Origin of the sequence: Levilactobacillus tujiorum (genome assembly GCF_012641185.1) — a bacterium.
In the GTDB taxonomy this organism is placed as follows: Bacteria; Bacillota; Bacilli; order Lactobacillales; family Lactobacillaceae; genus Levilactobacillus; species Levilactobacillus tujiorum.
In genome coordinates, this window is sequence record NZ_JAAXLK010000010.1 from 17,817 (window position 1) to 37,828 (window position 20,012).

19 protein-coding genes are annotated in these 20,012 nt (G+C 49.7%); 10 read left to right on the forward strand and 9 right to left on the reverse strand.

What is annotated here, in order from left to right; genetic code table 11:
• Positions 1 to 3 precede the first annotated feature (3 nt).
• The 7 genes from HF569_RS06240 (at position 4) to HF569_RS06270 (ending at position 7,602) form a co-directional block, all read left to right on the forward strand.
• On the forward strand, positions 4 to 546 hold the full coding sequence (locus HF569_RS06240; RefSeq protein ID WP_168901742.1) for a phosphoribosyltransferase family protein: 543 nt from the start codon (positions 4 to 6) through the stop codon (positions 544 to 546).
• A 563-nt stretch (positions 547 to 1,109) separates the two neighbouring features.
• Positions 1,110 to 2,525, forward strand: coding sequence for an MFS transporter (locus HF569_RS06245; protein ID WP_168901743.1), 1,416 nt, complete (start codon positions 1,110 to 1,112; stop codon positions 2,523 to 2,525).
• Positions 2,526 to 2,538: 13 nt separating this feature from the next.
• Positions 2,539 to 4,092, forward strand: a complete 1,554-nt coding sequence (locus tag HF569_RS06250) for a glycoside hydrolase family 43 protein (protein ID WP_168901744.1) — start codon at positions 2,539 to 2,541, stop codon at positions 4,090 to 4,092.
• 525 nt (positions 4,093 to 4,617) lie between these two features.
• The gene (locus tag HF569_RS06255) at positions 4,618 to 5,787 is read left to right on the forward strand and encodes an ROK family protein (RefSeq protein WP_168901745.1); all 1,170 of its coding nucleotides are present in this window, start codon (positions 4,618 to 4,620) and stop codon (positions 5,785 to 5,787) included.
• Positions 5,788 to 6,014: 227 nt separating this feature from the next.
• Positions 6,015 to 6,515: a hypothetical protein gene (locus HF569_RS06260; RefSeq protein WP_168901746.1), complete on the forward strand. Its 501-nt coding sequence runs from the start codon at positions 6,015 to 6,017 to the stop codon at positions 6,513 to 6,515.
• 18 nt (positions 6,516 to 6,533) lie between these two features.
• A complete protein-coding gene (locus HF569_RS06265; RefSeq protein ID WP_168901747.1) occupies positions 6,534 to 7,034 on the forward strand; it encodes a hypothetical protein in 501 nt (166 codons plus the stop codon).
• Between the two features lie 61 nt (positions 7,035 to 7,095).
• On the forward strand, positions 7,096 to 7,602 hold the full coding sequence (locus HF569_RS06270; RefSeq protein WP_168901748.1) for a hypothetical protein: 507 nt from the start codon (positions 7,096 to 7,098) through the stop codon (positions 7,600 to 7,602).
• 112 nt (positions 7,603 to 7,714) lie between these two features.
• On the opposite strand, the gene HF569_RS06275 is transcribed toward HF569_RS06270, so the two are convergent.
• The 3 genes from HF569_RS06275 to HF569_RS06285 all read right to left on the reverse strand — a co-directional run bounded on the left by HF569_RS06275 (position 7,715) and on the right by HF569_RS06285 (position 11,230).
• Complete coding sequence (locus HF569_RS06275; RefSeq protein ID WP_168901749.1) at positions 7,715 to 9,358, reverse strand: peptide ABC transporter substrate-binding protein; 1,644 nt, start codon at positions 9,356 to 9,358, stop codon at positions 7,715 to 7,717.
• A gap of 536 nt (positions 9,359 to 9,894) precedes the next feature.
• Positions 9,895 to 10,554: an EAL domain-containing protein gene (locus tag HF569_RS06280; RefSeq protein WP_168901750.1), complete on the reverse strand. Its 660-nt coding sequence runs from the start codon at positions 10,552 to 10,554 to the stop codon at positions 9,895 to 9,897.
• Positions 10,555 to 10,702: 148 nt separating this feature from the next.
• Positions 10,703 to 11,230 (reverse strand): GNAT family N-acetyltransferase, encoded by a 528-nt coding sequence (locus HF569_RS06285; RefSeq protein ID WP_168901751.1) that lies wholly within the window; start codon positions 11,228 to 11,230, stop codon positions 10,703 to 10,705.
• A gap of 358 nt (positions 11,231 to 11,588) precedes the next feature.
• On the opposite strand from HF569_RS06285, the gene HF569_RS06290 reads away from it, so the two are divergent.
• On the forward strand, positions 11,589 to 12,662 hold the full coding sequence (locus tag HF569_RS06290; RefSeq protein WP_168901752.1) for an AEC family transporter: 1,074 nt from the start codon (positions 11,589 to 11,591) through the stop codon (positions 12,660 to 12,662).
• A 16-nt stretch (positions 12,663 to 12,678) separates the two neighbouring features.
• Complete coding sequence (locus tag HF569_RS06295; protein WP_168901753.1) at positions 12,679 to 13,677, forward strand: NAD(P)-dependent oxidoreductase; 999 nt, start codon at positions 12,679 to 12,681, stop codon at positions 13,675 to 13,677.
• Between the two features lie 171 nt (positions 13,678 to 13,848).
• On the opposite strand, the gene HF569_RS06300 is transcribed toward HF569_RS06295, so the two are convergent.
• From HF569_RS06300 to HF569_RS06320, 5 genes are all read right to left on the reverse strand, one after another.
• Positions 13,849 to 14,376 carry a GNAT family N-acetyltransferase gene (locus HF569_RS06300; RefSeq protein ID WP_168901754.1) on the reverse strand — a complete coding sequence of 176 codons (528 nt, stop codon included), beginning with the start codon at positions 14,374 to 14,376 and terminating at the stop codon, positions 13,849 to 13,851.
• Positions 14,377 to 14,871: 495 nt separating this feature from the next.
• A complete protein-coding gene (locus HF569_RS06305; RefSeq protein ID WP_168901797.1) occupies positions 14,872 to 15,759 on the reverse strand; it encodes a DUF6574 domain-containing protein in 888 nt (295 codons plus the stop codon).
• 11 nt (positions 15,760 to 15,770) lie between these two features.
• Entirely contained in the window at positions 15,771 to 17,276 is a 1,506-nt protein-coding gene (locus HF569_RS06310) for a zinc ribbon domain-containing protein (RefSeq protein WP_168901755.1), read from the reverse strand.
• A 19-nt stretch (positions 17,277 to 17,295) separates the two neighbouring features.
• Positions 17,296 to 17,736: a zinc ribbon domain-containing protein gene (locus HF569_RS06315; RefSeq protein ID WP_168901756.1), complete on the reverse strand. Its 441-nt coding sequence runs from the start codon at positions 17,734 to 17,736 to the stop codon at positions 17,296 to 17,298.
• 22 nt (positions 17,737 to 17,758) lie between these two features.
• The gene (locus tag HF569_RS06320) at positions 17,759 to 18,823 is read right to left on the reverse strand and encodes a TcaA second domain-containing protein (RefSeq protein WP_168901757.1); all 1,065 of its coding nucleotides are present in this window, start codon (positions 18,821 to 18,823) and stop codon (positions 17,759 to 17,761) included.
• Between the two features lie 374 nt (positions 18,824 to 19,197).
• Between HF569_RS06320 and HF569_RS06325 the strand changes: the two genes are divergently transcribed.
• Positions 19,198 to 19,371 carry a hypothetical protein gene (locus tag HF569_RS06325; RefSeq protein ID WP_168849106.1) on the forward strand — a complete coding sequence of 58 codons (174 nt, stop codon included), beginning with the start codon at positions 19,198 to 19,200 and terminating at the stop codon, positions 19,369 to 19,371.
• Between the two features lie 128 nt (positions 19,372 to 19,499).
• On the opposite strand, the gene HF569_RS06330 is transcribed toward HF569_RS06325, so the two are convergent.
• Complete coding sequence (locus tag HF569_RS06330) at positions 19,500 to 19,961, reverse strand: NUDIX hydrolase (protein ID WP_168901758.1); 462 nt, start codon at positions 19,959 to 19,961, stop codon at positions 19,500 to 19,502.
• Positions 19,962 to 20,012: the final 51 nt, after the last annotated feature.

The window sequence follows — 20,012 nt, forward strand, 5'->3', positions numbered from 1 at the left end:
GAAATGAAGACGTACGAATTGCAGGTAGGGCCGATAACGCGGCAGTTACCGATCTTACCCATTAACGATACCACGGCGATTGCCTCATTTGTTCTGTTGGGGGATGCCGAGCTGACCGACTATGCCGCTCAAGCGTTGGCCCAAAAGGTACCGGCCGAGTTTGACTACTTTGTGACTCTGGAAAGCAAAGGGATTCCACTAGCACAGGAACTTAGCCGAGTCACGGCGCATCCGCAGTTCGTCGTTTTGCGGAAGTCGGTGAAGGATTACATGCAGGGGCCGCTGACGGTGCCAGTTAAGGCCATTACCACCAATGCGCCGCAACAATTGGTGCTGGATGGGGCTGATGCGGACCGCCTGGTGGCTAAGAAAGTCGTGATTGTCGACGACGTGATCAGCAGTGGTGGGTCGTTAAACGCCGCTAGAGCCTTGGTGGAAAAGGCCGGTGCTACGGTTGTTGGTCAAGTCGCCATCTTGGCGGAAGGCGACGCGGTGGATCGTTCGGACATCGCGTTTCTGGCGGAGTTACCACTCTTTCCACGCTAACTGTTCTATGACGTAAATATTGATGAGAAGAGTGGGATAAAAGGCGGTTAGCTGGCGAGTATTAAGGCTGATAACCGAATAATCCCGGGTCTGGATTGTTTGGTTATCAGCTTTAAACGGAACCAGCTGCCTTTTGGCGCACGTTTCGACAATGTAAATTTAGATATGGAAATGGGTCTGGGGCTTTTGTCCCAGACTCTTTTTTTGCTGTCGAGGACTTTTCATAAATGAAAACAATCCGTGATCGCTGACAAAAGCGAGTGTAGCGCGGTTACGAGAATTTGTGACGCGTTGAATCGTTTATACTCTCCAATTGGTTTATTTTCGTAAATTAACATTTCTAAGACGAGCGCTGGTAACTTTCATAAAACTTTTTTTGCCACGATAATTTGGAAGGGTGGAATAGAACTAATTATTATGAAAAACGCTTTCTTAAATAATCTATCACTTTGAAAGGCTAGAACTGATTAGTGAGGGTCCCTTGAAATGTAATCGCTTCCTGATATACTTCAGGGTGATTAGTTTATTTTTTTAAATTTATGTTTAAAGGAGATGCCTCATTTATGGAAAATAGTCAGCCGAAACGTGCCATTCGTCCAATTGGTCAGATTGGCGTGGGCGAAAAGATTGGCTTTGGACTTGGGGACTTTGCTTGTAATTTAATTTACGCTAGTCTGTCCAGCTACCTCTTGTTCTTCTATACTGATGTCTTTGGACTGGGAGCGGCCGCTGCGTCACTGTTATTCTTAGTCGTGCGGTTTATTGATGCCTTCAGTGACCCAATTATTGGATTCTTCGTCGATAAGTCGAATACACGTTGGGGGAAGTACCGGCCCTTCCTGCTGTATGGCGCGATTCCATTTGCCATCTTAGCGGTCTTATGTTTTACGGTACCGAGCTTCGGTGGTGTCGGTAAATTAGCTTACGCTTACGTCACCTACATTCTGTTGTCTGTCTGCTATACGTTTGTGAACGTGCCTTACGGAAGTTTGACGTCAGCGATGACGAACGACCAACAAGAATCAGTTAGTCTGACGACCTACCGGACCTTCTTAGCTAACGTGGGTCAAGTTATTGTGGCCTTCTTCGTGCCATTCTTAGCGGACCTCTTCACGAAGAGCATGGGGGCTGCTAAAGGTTGGCAGTTAACCATGGTGATCATGGGCGTTATGGGTGGCCTGTTACTTTGGGGCTGTTTCTTCTCCACTAACGAACGGGTGAAGGTGCCAGCGTCCCATACTAAAATTAAAGTCAAAGATGTGTTTGAACAACTCTTACATAACCGACCATTAGTTATCCTGTGTATTTTCTTCTTCGTTATTTATGGGGTTAAGTCCATCGTTAGTGCCACGGGGATTTACTACGTGACTTACTACGTTGGCCGGGCTGATTTGGTGAAGTGGTATTCCTTAGCTGGGACGCTGCCAGCCTTAGCCTTCATTCCAGCCATTCCTTGGTTAGCCAACCACATGACCAAATTCCAATTGATCATCGTGTCGGTAGCTGCCGATATTATTGGGATGGTCGGCCTGTTCTTCGCTAAGCCAGAATGGATTGTCTGGATCTTCATTTCCCGGGGAATTGCCTCAGTTGGTAACGGAATGATTTCCGCCTACATGTGGGCCTTGATTCCTGAAACGGTCGAATATGGTGAATACAAGACGAACAAACGAATGGGTGGTGTGATCTACGCCATCATTGGTTTCGTCTTCAAATGTGGGAATGCCTTAGGTGGGATGATTCCTGGCCTGGTTCTCTCCGCAACGGGCTACGTCGCTTCCGCACAACACCAAACTGCCGGTGCACTTCACGGAATTGTGATTGCCACCACGGTTGTGCCTATCATTATTTACTTCATCGCTATTTTCTCCATGAAGTTCTACAATTTGGATAAGGAAACGTACAAGCGGATTTCTGCTGAATTACAAGAACGGAACGCAAAGGAATTAGCCGAAGAAGCTGCTGAGAACGAAAAATAGGAGTCGTTGTGCTATGAGAAATATTCAAAATCCAGTGTTAACGGGGTTTAATCCTGATCCCGTACTCTTTAGAGTGAAAGATAAGTATTATATTGTGGTGTCAACCTTTGAGTGGCTTCCCGGGATTCGGGTGTATTCGTCAGACAATCTGGTTAATTGGACTTACGAGACGTCCGTTCTTCAGCCGGATAATAATGTTAATCTGCAAGGTAATCCGACGGGCTGTTCCATCTGGGGACCGTTTGCCAGCTATCACAATGGTAAATACTATATTGTTTATACCAACGTCAATGCGACGAAGGTGCCTTACAAAGATGCCGACAACTATATTGTGACGGCGGATGATATTCACGGGCCGTGGAGTGAGCCCGTCTACATTAATAGCTCAGGCTTTGACCCCTCGATCTTTTTCGATGACGATGGTCAAGCTTACTTCCTGAATGAAATTTGGGATTATCGGTTATCCACGCACAACAAGTCTGCGGGAATCGTGGCCCAGAAGATTGACGCGACTACCTTGGAATTACAGGGCAAGCCACGGGTTATCTTTAAGGGGACGGCCGCCCGTAAGACCGAGGCGCCGCAGATTTATAAGCACGACGGGTATTATTACCTATTGTGTGCCGAGGGAGGAACTGAGGCCGGTCACCAGGAGACGGTGGCCCGGAGCCGCAATATTTGGGGACCTTACGAAGTCGACCCTCAGAATCCAATGTTAACGTCCGCTGATGACCCGATCTTGCCGCTACAGTGTGCCGGTCATGCCAGCATCGCGGAAACGCCTAACCATGAATGGTATATGGCCCATCTATGCACGCGGCCGCTCAAGGGGGATGACCCCGTGCTTGGCCGAGAGACGGCGATTCAAAAGGTGGTCTGGACGGATGATGGCTGGTTGCGTCTCGCGAGTGGAGGCAATCATCCTAGCTTGGAAGCACCGGCACCGGCGGGGGTTAAGAGCACGCCAATTCAGAGTCACAGCTTTAGTGATCCGTTCACCAGTGATCAGTTGAACACGGAGTATTGGAATACCCTGCGTCAGTTCCCGAATAAGGCGTGGTTGAAGCCAAGCCAGACGGGGCTAACGATCGCGGGTGGTCAATCGCCGCAGTCAGCGTTCGATCAACATTTGGTGGCCACCCGGCAAGTTGATTTCTACTGTCGGGCAGCTGTCCAAATGCAATACACGCCAGAAAGTTATCTTCAGATGGCCGGCATGACGCTGTATCTTGACCTGGATAACTACGTGTTGTTGATGGTCACGTTGGATGAGAACGATAAGCCTTGTGTGATTCTCCACCGGTCGATTGCCGGAGAGTTCGAGCAAATTGCCAAGATTCCAGTTAGCGGCAAGGGCACTTACAACTTCAGCATTCAGATCAATGAGTCGCAGGCCGAATTTATCGTCAACGACGGGGTTAAGCAGACCTCGTTGGGCGCGATGGACGTTAGCTTCCTGTCGGGTGGTTACACGGGGAACTTCATCGGCTTGGATGTGATTGATATGTACAAACGCAACAGTACGCAGGCCACCTTTACTAATTTCACATACGATGTGACACGGTAGAGTGGTGAAAATGATCTAATCTCACAACTAGGTTAGATCATTTTTTTGGTTATCAGTTTTGAATGGTGTGGAGAATTCCGCCTTACCGTTCGCCAAATTTAGGCTGGAGTCAGGTAAGTTCTGCCAGTTCCAGAGTGTCTCCAACACGGTAGAAGCTATAGACTATGGTGTTATGACGAATGACGTCTCGGTAATTGCCAAGATTTTGGCTTCTGTGTTCTTGTTTAAATTGAGATGCTGAGACAATCTAATGGAGCCGTGAGTGAGCCCAATTTGAGCTCAGCCATGGGATTTACCAAGTGATCTTCTTGGTAAATGGCGACTTTGAGACGTGAATTTTTCGGCTCAAAGCGAGGACTAAGACCGAACTTTGGCTTAGGCCGTCCTGCCCATAGCGTTCCAGCTCAAATTGGGCGAACGGTAAGGCGTATTTGATAGACGAAAGGCTTAGTTGTGGTGGCAGAGTGTGTTAAACTTTTGGTACACACGTGAATTTGTGAAACGAAATAGGCGGGAGTGGACGTTGTGGCGGAATCAGCGAGTCGGATTAATTCACATGATTATAACTATCAGAGAATTGTTGAGTACATCTTCAATCACCGGGCAACGTCCCGGTCGGCGATTGCGAAGGATTTAGGCCTGAACAAGGCGACCGTTTCTCTCCTATGCAGTGAAATGCAGGACCAAGGCGTCGTATCTGAAATTGGGTCGGGATCGGCCTCGTCTAACGGGGGACGTAAACCCACGTTGATCGAGATTAATCGGCGTTACGGCTACACGTTGACGGTGGAGCTGGACTCACAGGTTGTGCGGGCATTGGCGTGCTATCTGGACGGTGAAACGTTACAATTTCAGCAGCGACAGACTGCCGAAATAACCGATTTGCCGGCCGCATTGGATGAGCTGATTGGTCACTTTACAGCGATCGACGGCACTACGCAAGGGCTGTTAGGCATCTGTTTCGCTATTCACGGGATAACGGATGGCGCGCAGGTTCAGGAGTCGTTCCTCGACCTGGGACCGCTGGATTTGAAGGACTATTTTGCCAAGTATCACGTGCCGATCTTATTAGAAAATGAGGCCAATCTTTCGGCCATCTATTCCCGTGATTTCGTGGAAGAACGCGGGCTGGAAAATACGGTCACGTTGAGCATTCACCAGGGAATTGCGGCGGGTTTTATTCTGGAGAATAAGTTGTACCGGGGGTCGCAGGGCCGCGTGGGCAATCTCGGCCATAACATTGTGATGCCGGCATTTTCCATCAATAATAGTCGCAGTCAGGTGACCTATCAGGACGTCTATTCCGAGTACGCGGTCATCCATCAAATCAGCGACTTGCTGGGCAAAGAGACCATGTCGCTAGATGAAATTTCTAAGCTCTACGCGGATCATAACGCCGAGGTCATTACGGTGCTGTCGCAATTTGCCAATGGGATTGCGGGAATTCTCAATAACGTCGTGGGGATGTTGGATCCCGATGTCTTTTATTTAAATTCACCGCTACTGCATCAGATTCCGAGTGCGATTCCGCAGGTGCGTAATTATTTTCAACGACTATCGGGCTATGATATTCCGGTAAAATTGATCCCTAATATTCAGCTGGCAACGCTATTGGGTGGCGCGGCATTGACCAGTCATATGGCGTTAGGCCTGACGGGGATGAAGCTCCATTTCTGGGATTATACGAACAATTAATATCAGGACGATGTATCAGCTACGTACTTGTTATAAGTCGGTGGCTGGTACATTTTTATTTTACGGACACTTTTTGATTCATGGATAAATAAAAACTATTAGAATCCCACTTTGAAGGCAACCAGATTTGTACTTAAATCAAAAACATCTTGTCTAATTAACCGGGTTGAACTATATTTAAAATAGTTAATTGAACTGATAATTGTTCCAGAAAGTAGGGGAAGTGCATGAAGATTAAGGGCGTGCTCGTTGGCCTGGTGGGTTTGCTGTTGAGTGGCGGTTGGTTAACCGTTTCAGCCCAAGCAGACACCTTGCCGAGCCAATATCAGGGGAGTTGGTACGGGTACATTAGTAGCGAAAAGATTCACCATGTCCGTCACTACCATTTCAGTCGTCTCACGGTTAAAGCACGGCGAATTTCGTTTGACTATCAAACCACGACCAACGCACATTTTAAGAATCGCAAGTGGACCTGGGGAGCTTCGGCGCTGGCGACGTATCGGTCGAAGAAAGATAAGAAGAATCGACAGATTTATCAGATCTATCTGCCAATTTACGATGACGATCCGGTTGCCAAGATCCGATTGGAAACGGTAACTGGGGCAGGCGCCAGTCGCCAAGCGCTGATTTTGAACGCGGGCTACGAGAATCTCTATTTATTTCGGCAGCCCGTTCGTAGCCACCCGTGGGGGATTGGCTATGAGGACAGTTTGGAGCTGTATGATTAGTCGTGAGGAGTTGTGATCATGAAGATTAAACAAGCATTGTTGCTAGGAATCGCCGGCCTCGTGGCGACCATCTTTACGGGGAGTTTGACTGCCCAAGCGCACTCCTTACCCAAGAGCTACCGAGGAGATTGGTACGGTTACGTGAGTTCGGAGAAACTGGGACACAAGAAGACCTATTACGCCATCAAGCTGCGGTTTACCAGCAAGCGGATGGACTATAACTTTTTGCAAACGACGCAGGCCAACCTGAGTCGACTCGAGTGGCAGTGGGGCGAGAAATCACTGGTAAGCTATCAGCGGCGGACCAACAAACATCATCAGACGTATTACGTTTTGAGTTCACAGGCTTATCAGGATGACTTGGACCGGCTACAACTAAGGACGGTTAAGGTTGCTGGCAAAAAGACGCCGGCACTTCATTGGTGGGGCGATGCGGATAGCGTCTACGCTTTCCGGCAACCACTGCGAGCGTATGCTTGGGGTTGGGATTTTGAGGATTACATACCAACGGATGAGTAGGAAACTTGCGTCACGCCAGCTACAATCACGACTTACTTTAAAATTCGGGAGGAAATCACCAATGAAAATAGGATATAAGAGCTTACTTTTAGGGATTGCCAGTTTGGGCCTGCTGCTAGTTGGTGGAACCACTACGTCCGCTCAGGCTGCTAGTAAAGCGGCGAAGTTACCCGGCAGTTTGAAGGGGAACTGGTATGGGTACGTCGGAAAATTCGACGATAATGGTAACAACTATGCTGTGGTGAAGCTGTCGCTAACCAATAAAAAGATTACAGCTCGGGAATATACCAGCAAGAAGAAAGCACTCAAGCCGATGAAATGGTTGGGAACTGTTGCTATCCCAGCAACGTTTTCCAAGAAGTCAAAGGGTGTCTACCGGATTCATTCACGCATTATGGAAGATGAGCATCTCTCGATAGGGACCATCAGTCGCAAGGCAGTGAAGGTCAAGGTTCTGAAGAATTACAAACGGCTGGCGCTGAAGCTGCGAGTCGATGGCGACAACGTTTATGCTTTCCGGACCCCACTCCGCAGTCATGCGTGGGGTACTGATGATTTCGATATTTAAATGAAAACAAAAACAAGCCCCAACCGCGCGCACTTCAAACGCTGGTTGGGGCTTGTTTCTACTATCTATAAATTAAATTCATGACAGGCTAATCGTTTGGCAAGCCGTTGTTTTACTTTGCAATGTAAGTCGTCTTGAAGTCGTAAGGCACCCCGGCGCCGTTGTAGACGATGCTCTTCACGTTGCTTCTTAACAGTTGTGATTTGGCAGCCTGGTACAGAGGGATGGTGCCTTGATCGTTGATGAGGACCTTCTCGGCTTGAACGAGCTTGGACCAACGCGTGGCCGGCTTATTGCCGTCTTGGTTCTCGGCGGCATCCAACAATTTGTCGAATTGGGTGCTCTTCCAACCGGTCGTATTGTAGCTCGAGTCGGATTCGAAGACGTCCAAGAAGTTAATTGGATCGGCGAAGACGGATTGCCAACCGGCTAAGGTCAGTTCGTAGTTGCCGTTATTTTGTTGCGTAATCAGTTGGACGTAAGGAACGGTCTTGATGGTGACCTTGACGTTCGGTAATTTTTCCAGCGAACTCTGAACGAATTCAGCGGTCTGCTTGCTGGTGTCGGTATCGGAAACGGACAGGGTGACGTTGAGTTGCTTATCGCCGGTCTGTTTCAGCCCCTTAGCGAGTAAACTCTTGGCTTGCTTGAGGTTGTAAGAAACGCCTTCCTTGACGTAGGCCTCCTGGTTGAAGGCTTCGCCGGTCTTGGGATTGTTGCCCATGCCAGCGGGGACAAAGCCCTTGGAAGCCACGGAACCATCTTGCAGGACGTCGTTGACGAGTTGGGTCCGGTCAATGGCTAAGGACAGAGCTTTCCGAACGTTAAGGTTCTTGAATGCAGCGACTTTCTTTTGGTTCAAATCCAGTCGTTGTGATCCGGTAGGGAGACGTTTGACAAAGTCCTTATTGTTCCGGTTATTCTTGATCTGCTGCCCACTCAGGAGGGTTTCGTCAGTCTTCTTGGCGTTGTACAGGTTATAGCTGGTCGTGGTGGATTCGGTAACCTGTTCGTTGATGGCCGTCAGGTGAACCGCCTGCTTGTCCCAGTAAGTCTTGTTCTTGGCCAACGTCCAGCTCTTTCCCGTTCCGTTCCATTTCGTTAGCCGGAAAGGCCCGTTGTACGCGGTCGTGGCGGAACTGGTCCCGTATTTCTTCCCGTACTGGTCGACGGCCTTTTGATTCAGCGGGTAGAAGAGCGGCCAAGCCAGCAGCTTCTTGAAGTATGACACGGGCTTCGTCAGCTGGACGGTTAGCTTGTAGTTGCCGTCCGCCTTGATGCCCAGAGCGCTTAGCGGTTGTTTGCCCTTATTGACAGCCTCGGCATTCTTAACCTGATAGAGATAGAAGGCGTCTTGGGACGCGGTCTTCGGATCGAGCGTGCGTTGCCAGGAGTAAACGAAGTCTTTGGCAGTGACGGGTTCGCCGTTTGACCATTTGGCATTCTTCCGGAGGTTGAACGTGTAAGTCTTGCCACCGTTCGTGATCTTGGTGCTAGTCGCGAGGGCATTCGCCGGCGTACCCTTGCTGTTCAAGCGGTAGAGCCCTTCTTGCGTGTTCTGTAAGACGGTAAAACTAAGCGTATCGGTCGCCTTGGCGAGGTCGGCGGAGGCCAGTTCGGAAGATTCGGTCCAGTTGAGTTCTTGTTTAGCCGCATACTTAGAGTTAGACCCGCTGCCACTGGCTTGACTCCCGCACCCCGCTAACGTTAAGAGGCTGAGTGCAGCAAGTGTTAAAATCGTTCCTTTTTTCTTCATCCCAAAACATCTCCTCAAAATAAAAATCGTCCTTATGTTGTTGACATAAGGACGATTTCACTCGCGGTACCACCTTGTTTCATGCTGGACTCACGCCCAACATCTCCGTAACTTCTGTTGCCAAAAGTCGGAAGCGGTAACGGGCTTCAAATCGAACAATCAGCTTGCACCGACTGTTAGCTACCAGGCTCATCTTCGCCATTCCGTTGTAAGCCACCTTTTCAGCTACCGGTGGTCTCTGCACTTAGCGGGAACGACTACTCTTCCTGGTGATGCGTTCATGTGTTTTTAACTTGGTTCTCATAATAGTCGCTGGTGGGGGAGATGTCAACAATGAAAATTAATAGTTATAAATGCTGGTAAAACAAGAATTGGTTGCGTATATAGAAAGAATTGAGTTGAGATGGGACTAAAAATAAATAATTTTATAATGAGTTTCACATTTTAAATCACGAAAATTGCGAATAAAAAACGGCCCATCCCAATGAACGGGGATGAATCGTTGTAAGTACACTAAACAATCAATTTAAACCGGTTTAAACAGCCGCATACGGCACTGGCTTGCTGTAATAGTAGCCTTGGGCCAGCTTGACGTTATACTCCTGAGCGAGCTTAACATCACCCTTATCTTCGATACCTTCTAGGGTGAAGCCCAGCTGATAGTTGTCAGCGATTTTGCGCCAAAAGTTGAGGCTCTGCATCATTTCGCCTTGTCGGTGTTGGAACCGGAAATTCTGCATGGCGAACTTGATGCTGTCCATGAAAGGTAAGACGTCTTGGACGGCTTGCGACCAGGGATTGTCGGTGCCCACATCGTCCAGACTTAACTTGATATCGAAAGACCGGTAGAGGGCCACGTAACGGTGAAGTTCTTCCAGCGAAGGGGCTTCTGTTAACTCGACAATCAAGTTTAAGTTCTTGACTGACTTCTTTAAATGGATCAGGTGGCCAATAGTTCGGCGATCCGTAAATTGTTCACGGTTTAAATTCAATGAAATTTCGGGATTGTCGCGATGATCTTTTAAAATGCTCGTGATCTCTTGATAGGATAACAATACCTGCTGGTCCATTGGTACCGCGGTAAAATCAGTGGGCGTTACCCAGTAATCATGGCAAGATGACCGTAATAGTAGTTCGTATCCAGCTAATTTTTGTGTTTCAGCGTTGACTTGCGGTTGGACAAAGAATCGATACATTTTAAAGGAAAATCCCCTTTCTGTGCTGAGGCAATAACCTAGATTATACATCATCACTTAATTAATTTACAGCCCTAATGGTGCACGACTTTAGTAATTATTCACCCCAAATTTTAGGTGTCGTCCGCTAAGTGACTATGTTACCGCTTTAACCCACCAAATTCAATTCATAAGCTCGGCGGGCATTATCGCCCGGTTCCGCCACGTGAACGATACCCCGGAATTGATAGCCCAAACTGGTGACAATGGCTTGCATCCGCTGGTTTAGTTGGTGGGTGTCAATCCGGAAATTGCGAATGCCATCGCGATAGGCATTGCTAATCAGCGTGGTGAAAAAGTAGTGGCTCAGGTGTTGCCCCGTGTAGTCTCGACTCAGGGCGATGCGGTGAATGGTGGCGTAAGGATCCGTCGTATTTTGCCAGCCAGTCCCCGTAATCTGGTGGTAGTTGGCGTCGTCGCCAATGACTTGGGCGGCAGTTCCCGCAACCTGGCCGTCGACGATCAGCACCCAGCTCTGTTGGGCCAGAATATCTTGACGAATCGTGGCTTCATTGGGGTAGCCGTCCTGCCATTGGGGACTCCCATCTGCCTTTAATAATGCTTTAGCGTCAGCGATAATGGTCATAATTTTAGCAATGTCGGGCGTTTGGGCCCGCCGTAGATAGATTAAACTCATGAAAAACCTCCAGCTCAATAATTTAAGTTTTAGCGTACCACTTTCTGACGTTAAAGTGGACGGGTATTTTAGAGTCTGGGACAAAAGCCCCAGCCCCATTTGCATAGCCGAATTTACATTGTCGAAACGTGCGCCAAAAGGCAGCTGGTTCCGTTTAAAACTGATAACCAAACAATCCAGACCCGGGATCAGCCTTAATGCTCGCCAGCTAACCACCTTTTGTCCCACTCTCATTTTAATCGGTAAGCCGTTCAAAGCATAAGTTAGCGAACCAACTAGCCGGTTTCGCTATAACTCGCTAAGGGAACGAATAATAATACGGCCAAGGCAGTAAATTTATGCGTTGGAGGTAACCATTATGGGGATTCTAAAAGCGATCGAAGCGACCTTTTCTAACGCCGCCATTATTAGTTCGATTACGTCAACGATTTTTATCATTCTGTTGGGTTTCTTCTTACGCCGCCGCGGGATCTTTGGCGAAAACTTTGGTAAGGTTTTAACCAACGTTTCCTTGACGGTGGCCATTCCGGCCCTAGCGTTTAATTCATTCATGCAACCGATGGATTCAACGGCCTTCCATCAGGGAATGGGTGTGCTCATCTGGGGCATTGTGATCTACATTCTCCTGATTTTTGTGACCCCGTTCCTGTATCAGCGGTACGTCAAGGACGAACGCGAAGTGCTAGCCATTCTGACGACGTTTGGATCCACCACGTTCTTCGGGATTCCCATCGTCGGGGCGGTCTACGGCGCTAAAGGTGTCATGTACAGTTCCATCTTTAACATCGGCTACCGGATCTTCCTGTATTCCTATGCCTACATCAAGATGTCGGGGTTGAAAATGGCGGCGAAAAACGTGAAAAAGATGTTTCTCAATCCCATTGTCATCGCGACTTTTCTTGGCCTCTTCATGTGGTTAGGACAACACTTGGTGCCGCAAGTAACGGTGCCGGCCGTGGTCAATGGGGTAACGGGGACCGCCATGGTTCACGTGGCCTTCTACCGGATTGATCAGACCGCGCTCTGGCTGTTCAAGCCCCTCACTTATCTGGCAAACATTGCCTCACCATTGGCTTGGTTAGCGATTGGTGCGACGCTGGGGTCCATCTCTATCAAGGAAGCTGCGGCGGACAAGACGCCATGGTACTATGCATTTAACAAAGTGATGATCGTGCCGCTATTGAACTTGGTGCTATTGTGCGTGTTAAATGCCACGGGAATTTTGTCGCTGAGTTATGTTGCCGTCGCAACGATCGTGGTGATGATGGCCACGCCGACTGCGGCAGTCGTTTCGGCCTATGCCATTAGTTTCGATCGCAAGGCACTGTTATCGTCAAATGCATCGTTAGTCTCAACGATTGCGGCGGTGGTCATGATGCCGATCTGGATCGCAATCTTGGAAGTTATCAATGGGTTAGGTGTTTTTCATTAGGAAGGCGTGTTGACTTATGGTAAAAATTACAGCGTATGGTGTTCGTGAATTGGAAGAGCCGTACTTCCAGCGGTTAAATACCCATGGATTTGAGTTGACCTATGTTCGGGAGTTGTTGACGCACGAGAACGTTGGAGCCGCGGCGGATGCTGACGCCGTGTTAGTCCGGGGCAATTGCGTGGTTGACCGGCAGAATTTACAACAATTTGCGGACTGGGGGATTAAGGCCGTCTTTACCCGTTCGGTGGGGTATAACCACATGGACCTGCAGGCGGCTGCCGATCTGGGGATCACGTTGGCTCGGGTCCCCGGCTATTCGCCATATGCGGTGGCGGAATTGGCGTTTACGCTAGGGATGACGCTGTTCCGGCATGTCAATCTGGGAATTACGCAGACGCAGCAGGCTAACTTTATCGTGAACGATGCCCTGTTCAGTAAGGAAATTCACACGGCCACGGTCGGCATCGTGGGAGCCGGGCGGATTGGTCTGACGGAAGGGAAGTTGTACCAAGGACTGGGCGCACACGTCTTGGGATACGATCCCTATCCCTCTGCGGCGGCCGAGGCAGCGTTGGACCTGGTCGAGTTACCACAGCTACTGGCGCAAAGCGATATTGTCTCCATCCACGTGCCTTATTTTCCGGGAAAAAATGATGACTTGGTGGATGCCGACTTTATCAAGCAGATGAAACCCGGGGCTGTGCTCATTAACACGGCGCGGGGTGAGTTAACTAATGTAAACGCTATTTTAGCAGGGCTGGATGCTGGTCAGATCAGCGGTTATGGTGCGGATGTCATCCGTGATGAGGTGGCGATTTTAGGCCAAGCATTTGCGTCGACTGCGGATCTCCCTAGCGCTGAAGTGCAGCGGTTGTTGGCGGCTTATCCGCGGGTCTTAATCACGCCCCACGTGGGCTCTTACACGGAACCGGCGCTGGAGGACATGATTCGGATTAGCTACCAAAATTTTCAGGATTTTTTTGCGACGGGGCACACAGCTAACGAGATTAAATAGGTGTGCTGATTGGTAGCTAGTGGCCGATTCTTCGTTGAAAAGAGCAAAAAAATTGGTTCTAGAAATCACGGGATGATTTCCAGAACCAATTTTTAATTTTTGTCGGCGTTTAAGCCATCACTCAAATTTACGTGACTAGGTTGCTTACGGCTCCTAGTAAGGCGGTAGAGCCTAGTCCAAGTTCAGTTCATAAGCCAAGCGTGAAGCATCCCGCGTCTGCTCGTCCACGTAAATCGTTCCGCGATGCTTGTAGCCAAAGCTTCTGGCGATGGCCTGCATTTGTTGATTCTTGACGTGGGTGTCCATCCGAAAGTTGCGAACACCTTCGCGGTAGGCTTGGCTGATCAGGTTGGAGAAGAAGAAGTGACTCAGGTGCTGGCCAGCAAAGCCCGCCCCAATCGCGATCCGGTGAATCGTGGCGTATGGATCTTGATTATTTTGCCACTGGCCGTTTTCAATGTGTAGATAATTAGGGTCGTCGCCGATCACCATCGTTGCGGTGCCGGCAACCTGACCGTCAACCACCAGTAACCAGCATTGCTGGGCATCTACGTCTTGTTTTAGCGCTACGGCATCCGGATAGCCATCCTGCCATTGTGGGCTTCCAGCGGCTTTTAATTGGGCTTTGGCGTGGTCAATAATCGCCATCACTGCCGGTAAGTCACGCAGTGTTGCCCGTTTGATGAAAATTAAACTCATCGTGATGCCTCCTCAGTAGAGATTCTGAAGTCTAGAATACCACCTAAAGGTTGAAAGACAAAATACTCCTCAGTAGTGGAAAGCCTTTGTGCCGTTAAACTAGGTTGTAGGTTGGTCGCGCTCCGGCTGCCAGGGATTCCGCCTGCGATTCTGATTGTGTTTTATCTGTACAACAGTTGAGAATGCGCAGTTATTTAGTGTTTTCAGTTCGATTGATAACGATTGTGACAGCTATTATCTCAGTTGCCTAGGTACACTGTGTAAGCCGTGAGGTCGGCAGATATGGGCTCAGGTGCGTCGTTCTACTTAGTCGGTGAGTGAATTTCTCACTGGCTTAGTAGAAAACCAAGCTTGTAGACTCGGTACTTCCGAGGCTTCAAGTTGTGTTCGCGCCGTTCCAGCCCATATCTGCCGACCGGCAAGGCGAAGAAATCACCATGTTGCCTAATTGTTAGGGTAGGTATAACCAGTAATTTGGGCACTAGATTCGGCAGACTAGAAGCCATTCATGAAGCTGCCGTAGTTACTCTGAATGAAGTTGACGACGGAGCCGCCCACAATGCTACCGGCGATGTAGGTGAAGATCAGGAAGGCAATCGCCAGGGCCGCTACCGCCAGCAGAAGGGTGTAAAACTTATCCAGACGGGGGTGTTCAACGTCCTTAATGATGATGAAGACATACCCCAGATTTAAGATAACACTGGTAGGAATCATGAAGAGAATCATCAGGCTGTAACTAGAGAAGTTCGCGCCAGTCGTGATCAGACTCAGTAGAAAAGTGATCAGGTTGAAGACCAGAATCAGGTTGGTGATACTGGCAAATTGGTTGGTGAATTCCCAGAAGTTCAGTGGGGCCTGATCGTCAATTAAGCGACGGAAACCGTAGCTGAGACTGACATAGACCGCTACGCCCAGTAGAATCAGGAAGAAGAAAATCATACCGGCTTTGAACAAAATACCGTTCACATTAATCATGCTGGCGACGGCCTGGCTCACGTCGCTACTGTAGAGAGCAATGAGTCGTTTGCCTAGTGAAACCAACATGAGTACGGTCAGCAGATCTTCGAGGGCAAGGGCAATCACCCCAAAGGAACGATTGGCATTGGGCACGACCTGACTGGGGTGCCGGATCGTGGCCAGCCACCAACTGAAGAAGTTGCCAGAGAAGCGTTTGACATCACTGAAGGAATCCGTGGCCGTGCTGCTTGCGTCTGATTGAGCGGCGGCTGGTTGGGGCTGTGTCTGTGATTCGGGTTGTGTTGGTGATGTTGGTTGGTCGTTGTCTAAAGCTTGGCTTAACGCGTAGCCACACTTAGGGCAAAACTTAGCGTCATTTTTGATTTCTGTACCACAGTGGGGACAGAACTTTTTTGAATTATCCATGGATAGTCTCCTTAGTCGTCGGAATCTTCGTGGTAGTCATTAACTTTCTGACTGGCGGAGATCTTAGTGATTTCGTAGCTCTGTGAGGCGTTGTCGTTACCGGCAGGCTTCAGGGTAGCCGTGTACTGGAAGGTCTGAATATGATCGTAATCATCGAGGGTGAAGTCGTATTTGACCGTGTAAGAAACCAGGCTCGTGCCATTGGGACCAGGCTTGACACTCTTGATATCGGTGTCCATTTCGATGTAGTTCAGATCGTCATCTTTGTAGTAGCCCTCAGCCATTTGCTTCAGTTGGTCGTATTGGGTGTTGCTACTGCCGTTGGCGAAGAAATCAGCCATGGCATCGTCGTCATCATCGGTGGCATCATCTATGTCACCTTGGTCAGACAAATTTTCGACCGCCGTGAATAGGTTGTCGAAGAAGTCATCGGCATCACTCTCGTCGATCATGTCCTTATAGTTCAGGTCAACGTCGGACTGGTCGTCGCTCTTACTGATGTGTACGGCAGGCGTCGTGGCTTTGCCGGCACTAGATGAATACTGGGCGTAGGCCGACATATCGGAGGACCACGGCTCGTCGTTCAAGGTATACATCCCGCTGTCGTCGGCATTGCCAATCTTCTTGCCATTCAGATAAATGGCAGAGGCCGGTACCGTGTTAAACGTGACAGAAACGGTCGTGAGTTCCAGGTCGTAGGTCTTGCTGCCAGTGATGTGGTAGTCGCCGCTGTTAGTCAAATGGTGGCTGCCGATTTTTCCACTCGATTGCAGGTGGTATTCACCGGGAACCATGGCGCCCAGCTTCTTCGTGTAGTCGTCAGTCGTAGCGGTGGCAATCTTTTGGTTGTCTAGCTTGATGACGTTACCGGTATGGTTGGTCGTCACGGTTGGATAGACGGGACTCACGCTGATTTGATACTTGGGGAAGAAGAACAGGTGGTGGCCGTTTTGCTTATATGTAAAGTTACCGTCGTTGCTGGTACCGCTAGTCTGCAGTTCGGTCTTCAGGGTAGCCAGAGCCTTGGCGTGTTCGCCGTAGTACCGGTTAACCGGCAGTAGTTTCGTCTTGCTCAGCTTCAGGTCAGAGCTGCCACTGGTAAAGGTCGTGGTGAGGTGCTTGCCGGACTTGATGTTAGCAATCTCGCGATCGAGGGTCGCTGCGCGGGAGTAGTGTTGGCTGCCCCAAACGAAGAAGATAATCAGCAGGACAACGACGCCACCGATGCTCCACCATTGGATCTTTTTGGCCTTGGTCATGGGTTGGCGTGGGCGTCTGACCGGGGCTGCAGGTTGTGGTGTGGCTTGCCGGGTCTGCGTTTGGGTGGGCTGGGCAGGTTGCGGTGCCTCATCAGTGGACTGGTTGGTAGGCGCCGCGTCGTCTGCTTGTAGATTGTAGCCACAATTTTGACAGAAAACGTCATCGGGCGCTACGGGATGACCACAGTTGGGACAGAAGTGGTTTTGGCCGCCGCCGGGTTGGTTATCGGCAGGAGCCATCAACGGAACTAAGTGCATAAGTTTTACCTCCAAAAAATTAGTGTCGGGTTTCAGCAATCAGTGCTTCGCCGTAGAGACAGAGTTGACTGGGATTAGTAGGCTGGGGTTGGATGGTGATGCGCATGGCACCGGCGTAGTGCTTCGTCAACAGCAAGGCGTAGAGGTGCTTCATCAGATCTTCCCAGGCGGCTTTGGTGCCAGCTTGCGGGGCCACCGCGCTTTCGGCGAAGATGAGGCCAGCGCTCCGGTAGCCGGCGGGTAACTGGGTAGCGGCGGTGATGATGAAGTTCTTCGTTTGGGCAACTTCATCGGGCGTTAATTCCAAGTCGAATAGTGGAAACGACTGGTCGGCTGCGTGGGGGATCAGGGTGTATTCATCTGCGGCAGATAGAGTGGACCCGCATTTTAAGCAAAAATTAGCGTCGGCCGCGTTCTGATTGCCACACTTGGGGCAGATGCGATAGTAGGTTTGTTTCATGGCGTGGTTATCGTCCTTTCAGTTAATCATTGGTTTCAAATTTATCAGTATCCGGGTTGTATTCGCTGACGATGTTGTGAATCTGATCGTAGCGGAAGGTGCCTTCGTGTTGACCAGAAAATTTATCGTAGGCCTTGATTTCTAGCATGTCGTCGGCCGGAACGGAGACAGTGTAGGTGTTGTCGTCAACGTCAAAATCATAGTCGTCACTAGCGGCGTCAATGGCTTCTTGCGCATCGTCGGACAGGTCACTGGCTTCCTTACCGGTATGATGCGTATTGGCAGAGTCGTCGGCCGTGGGCTGCTCGTCATTATCAGTGGTGTCGTCTTGATTGACGGTATCTTTGCCGTTGGTCTGCGTCGTGGTCAGTAGGCTAATTTGCTTATGGACGTCGTTAGCCTTCATGAGGTCGGTACTTTTCGTGGCCTTGTTACGGCTATCCGAAAGTTTGAAGGTGTAATGTCCGGGGAACAGGGGACCAGCGGTGTAGGTGAAGTGGTCGTTCTTCGCCGTAACCAGCGGACTGCCGTTAGCTTCTAGCGTGGCGTTGGCGACATTGGTGCTGAGCACGGGGTGCATGGTGCGCACGCGTAATTTGTAAATGGGGAAGATGAGCATGGTGTGACCATCCGTCTCTAACTTGAAGGTCTGGTCACGCGACTCGCCGGACGACATCAGTTCTTCCTGCAGGGTTTTCGCGTAGTGTTGGTGTGCCCGAGCGTAGGTTAGTAGCGGCTGGACGGTGTCACCCGTGATTTTAAGATTGGGATTGTCGCTGACCATCACCTTGGCAAGGTCGCCGCTCTGGTTATTGCGGATCATATCAGCCATGTTGGCAACCTGTTGTTCCTTGCCAGCTTGCTTGTTGTAAAATGAATAGCCCAGCGCGAGAACGGCGATTAGGGCCACCGCGAGAATTCCCCAAACCGTACGAGTCAACCAAGTCTTATGCTTAGCCGGTTTGTCGGCGCGTTGTTGGGGTTGTCGTTGCGCTTCGGCCGGTGCCTGCCGCAGGTCGAATCCGCAATTTTCACAGAAGGCGCTGTCGGGTGCAACGGGGTGTTGGCAGTTGGGACACTTCTTCATGAGAGTCACTCCTCAGAAGGGATAGTGTGGCGGCCACGTTAAAAGACTTCAGTTGGGCATTTGGCGGCCCGGAAAGGACTGAAGTCGACTGGAAATGAGCATGATGAAATTATGTAGTGGTTAGTGGAAAATGGGGTGAGCCACACTATCCCAATATTAAGATTTTGTTATGGTATCATTATACGCCAACATTAAGTTTGCTGAAATAACTTTTGACGGATTAATTGACATGGTGGTCGGATGATTTGCGTAGTGAATGATGCCGATCATTGGAAGATAGGGAACTTGGCCGAACTAAGCTGGGCATTCAGCACAACTCTTGCTGTCGGCTGTGTTAGATTGAGGCAAATGCTAAATGCGAGGGGCTGATGGTTGTGCGGTTTAGATTTAATCGGCAATTTTATCGGACGGTGACTTTCTGGTTAGGGGTGCTGTGTCTACTGGCAGAGCTGGGAATTTGGCGATTTGATAATACCTCGAGTCGCGCGCTGGGCGTCGGCACGGGGGCGTTTCTAATCCTGATTAGTTTGGGTTGGGATACTAAATAGGTAAGAGCGAAACCAGCTCTGCCAGCTACGGACATTTGGCGCACGAAAAGGGCCTGAAGCTGATACCTCAGGCCCATTCGTTCTTTGGGATAGTTGTCAGTCGCTGAATTCTAGGCTGACAAGGGTGGTTATTGCTGCTTGGCGAAATACGCCCGCCCGGCTGCGAGCATATCAGCGGTTTGTTGATTCAGTAATGGTGGTAACTGATCGAAGGGGAAGTACTTTAAGTCGAGGGTCTCATCCGTTTCCTGACTTAAGGTGTGGCCGCCGACTTGTTTGACCAAGTACAGCCGCGAAATCACTTGTGTTTTGTCACCGTTAGGATAGGTTGTAAATCCCTGATCGAAGAGGCCAAGTGGTCGCACGATTTCCACGTCGAGGCCGGCATCTTCCTTGTACTCGCGGATGCAGGCCTGGTCGAAGGTTTCGCCGTATTCCAGGTAACCGCCGGGAAGACTCCAATTGTGGGTATCCGTGCGGAGATTTAATAAAACCTCCTGCTGATCATTAACCAGGATGGCCCCCGCCGCATTGAGAATGAGTGGCCGGTGACCAACGAGCTGCCGAATCTCTTGAATATAATTTGCCATGTACATATGCCCCACTTTCTAGATCGTTGTTATCTTCTAGTATGCCACAAA

What these genes read in the sequence shown, in the direction of transcription:
- HF569_RS06240 (WP_168901742.1), top strand. Translation starts at nt 4, where the DNA reads ATGAAGACGTACGAATTGCAGGTAGGGCCGATAACGCGGCAGTTACCG.
- HF569_RS06245 (WP_168901743.1), top strand. Translation starts at nt 1,110, where the DNA reads ATGGAAAATAGTCAGCCGAAACGTGCCATTCGTCCAATTGGTCAGATT.
- HF569_RS06250 (WP_168901744.1), top strand. Translation starts at nt 2,539, where the DNA reads ATGAGAAATATTCAAAATCCAGTGTTAACGGGGTTTAATCCTGATCCC.
- HF569_RS06260 (WP_168901746.1), top strand. Translation starts at nt 6,015, where the DNA reads ATGAAGATTAAGGGCGTGCTCGTTGGCCTGGTGGGTTTGCTGTTGAGT.
- HF569_RS06265 (WP_168901747.1), top strand. Translation starts at nt 6,534, where the DNA reads ATGAAGATTAAACAAGCATTGTTGCTAGGAATCGCCGGCCTCGTGGCG.
- HF569_RS06270 (WP_168901748.1), top strand. Translation starts at nt 7,096, where the DNA reads ATGAAAATAGGATATAAGAGCTTACTTTTAGGGATTGCCAGTTTGGGC.
- HF569_RS06275 (WP_168901749.1), bottom strand. Translation starts at nt 9,358, where the DNA reads ATGAAGAAAAAAGGAACGATTTTAACACTTGCTGCACTCAGCCTCTTA.
- HF569_RS06280 (WP_168901750.1), bottom strand. Translation starts at nt 10,554, where the DNA reads ATGTATCGATTCTTTGTCCAACCGCAAGTCAACGCTGAAACACAAAAA.
- HF569_RS06285 (WP_168901751.1), bottom strand. Translation starts at nt 11,230, where the DNA reads ATGAGTTTAATCTATCTACGGCGGGCCCAAACGCCCGACATTGCTAAA.
- HF569_RS06290 (WP_168901752.1), top strand. Translation starts at nt 11,589, where the DNA reads ATGGGGATTCTAAAAGCGATCGAAGCGACCTTTTCTAACGCCGCCATT.
- HF569_RS06295 (WP_168901753.1), top strand. Translation starts at nt 12,679, where the DNA reads ATGGTAAAAATTACAGCGTATGGTGTTCGTGAATTGGAAGAGCCGTAC.
- HF569_RS06300 (WP_168901754.1), bottom strand. Translation starts at nt 14,376, where the DNA reads ATGAGTTTAATTTTCATCAAACGGGCAACACTGCGTGACTTACCGGCA.
- HF569_RS06305 (WP_168901797.1), bottom strand. Translation starts at nt 15,759, where the DNA reads ATGGATAATTCAAAAAAGTTCTGTCCCCACTGTGGTACAGAAATCAAA.
- HF569_RS06310 (WP_168901755.1), bottom strand. Translation starts at nt 17,276, where the DNA reads ATGCACTTAGTTCCGTTGATGGCTCCTGCCGATAACCAACCCGGCGGC.
- HF569_RS06315 (WP_168901756.1), bottom strand. Translation starts at nt 17,736, where the DNA reads ATGAAACAAACCTACTATCGCATCTGCCCCAAGTGTGGCAATCAGAAC.
- HF569_RS06320 (WP_168901757.1), bottom strand. Translation starts at nt 18,823, where the DNA reads ATGAAGAAGTGTCCCAACTGCCAACACCCCGTTGCACCCGACAGCGCC.
- HF569_RS06330 (WP_168901758.1), bottom strand. Translation starts at nt 19,961, where the DNA reads ATGGCAAATTATATTCAAGAGATTCGGCAGCTCGTTGGTCACCGGCCA.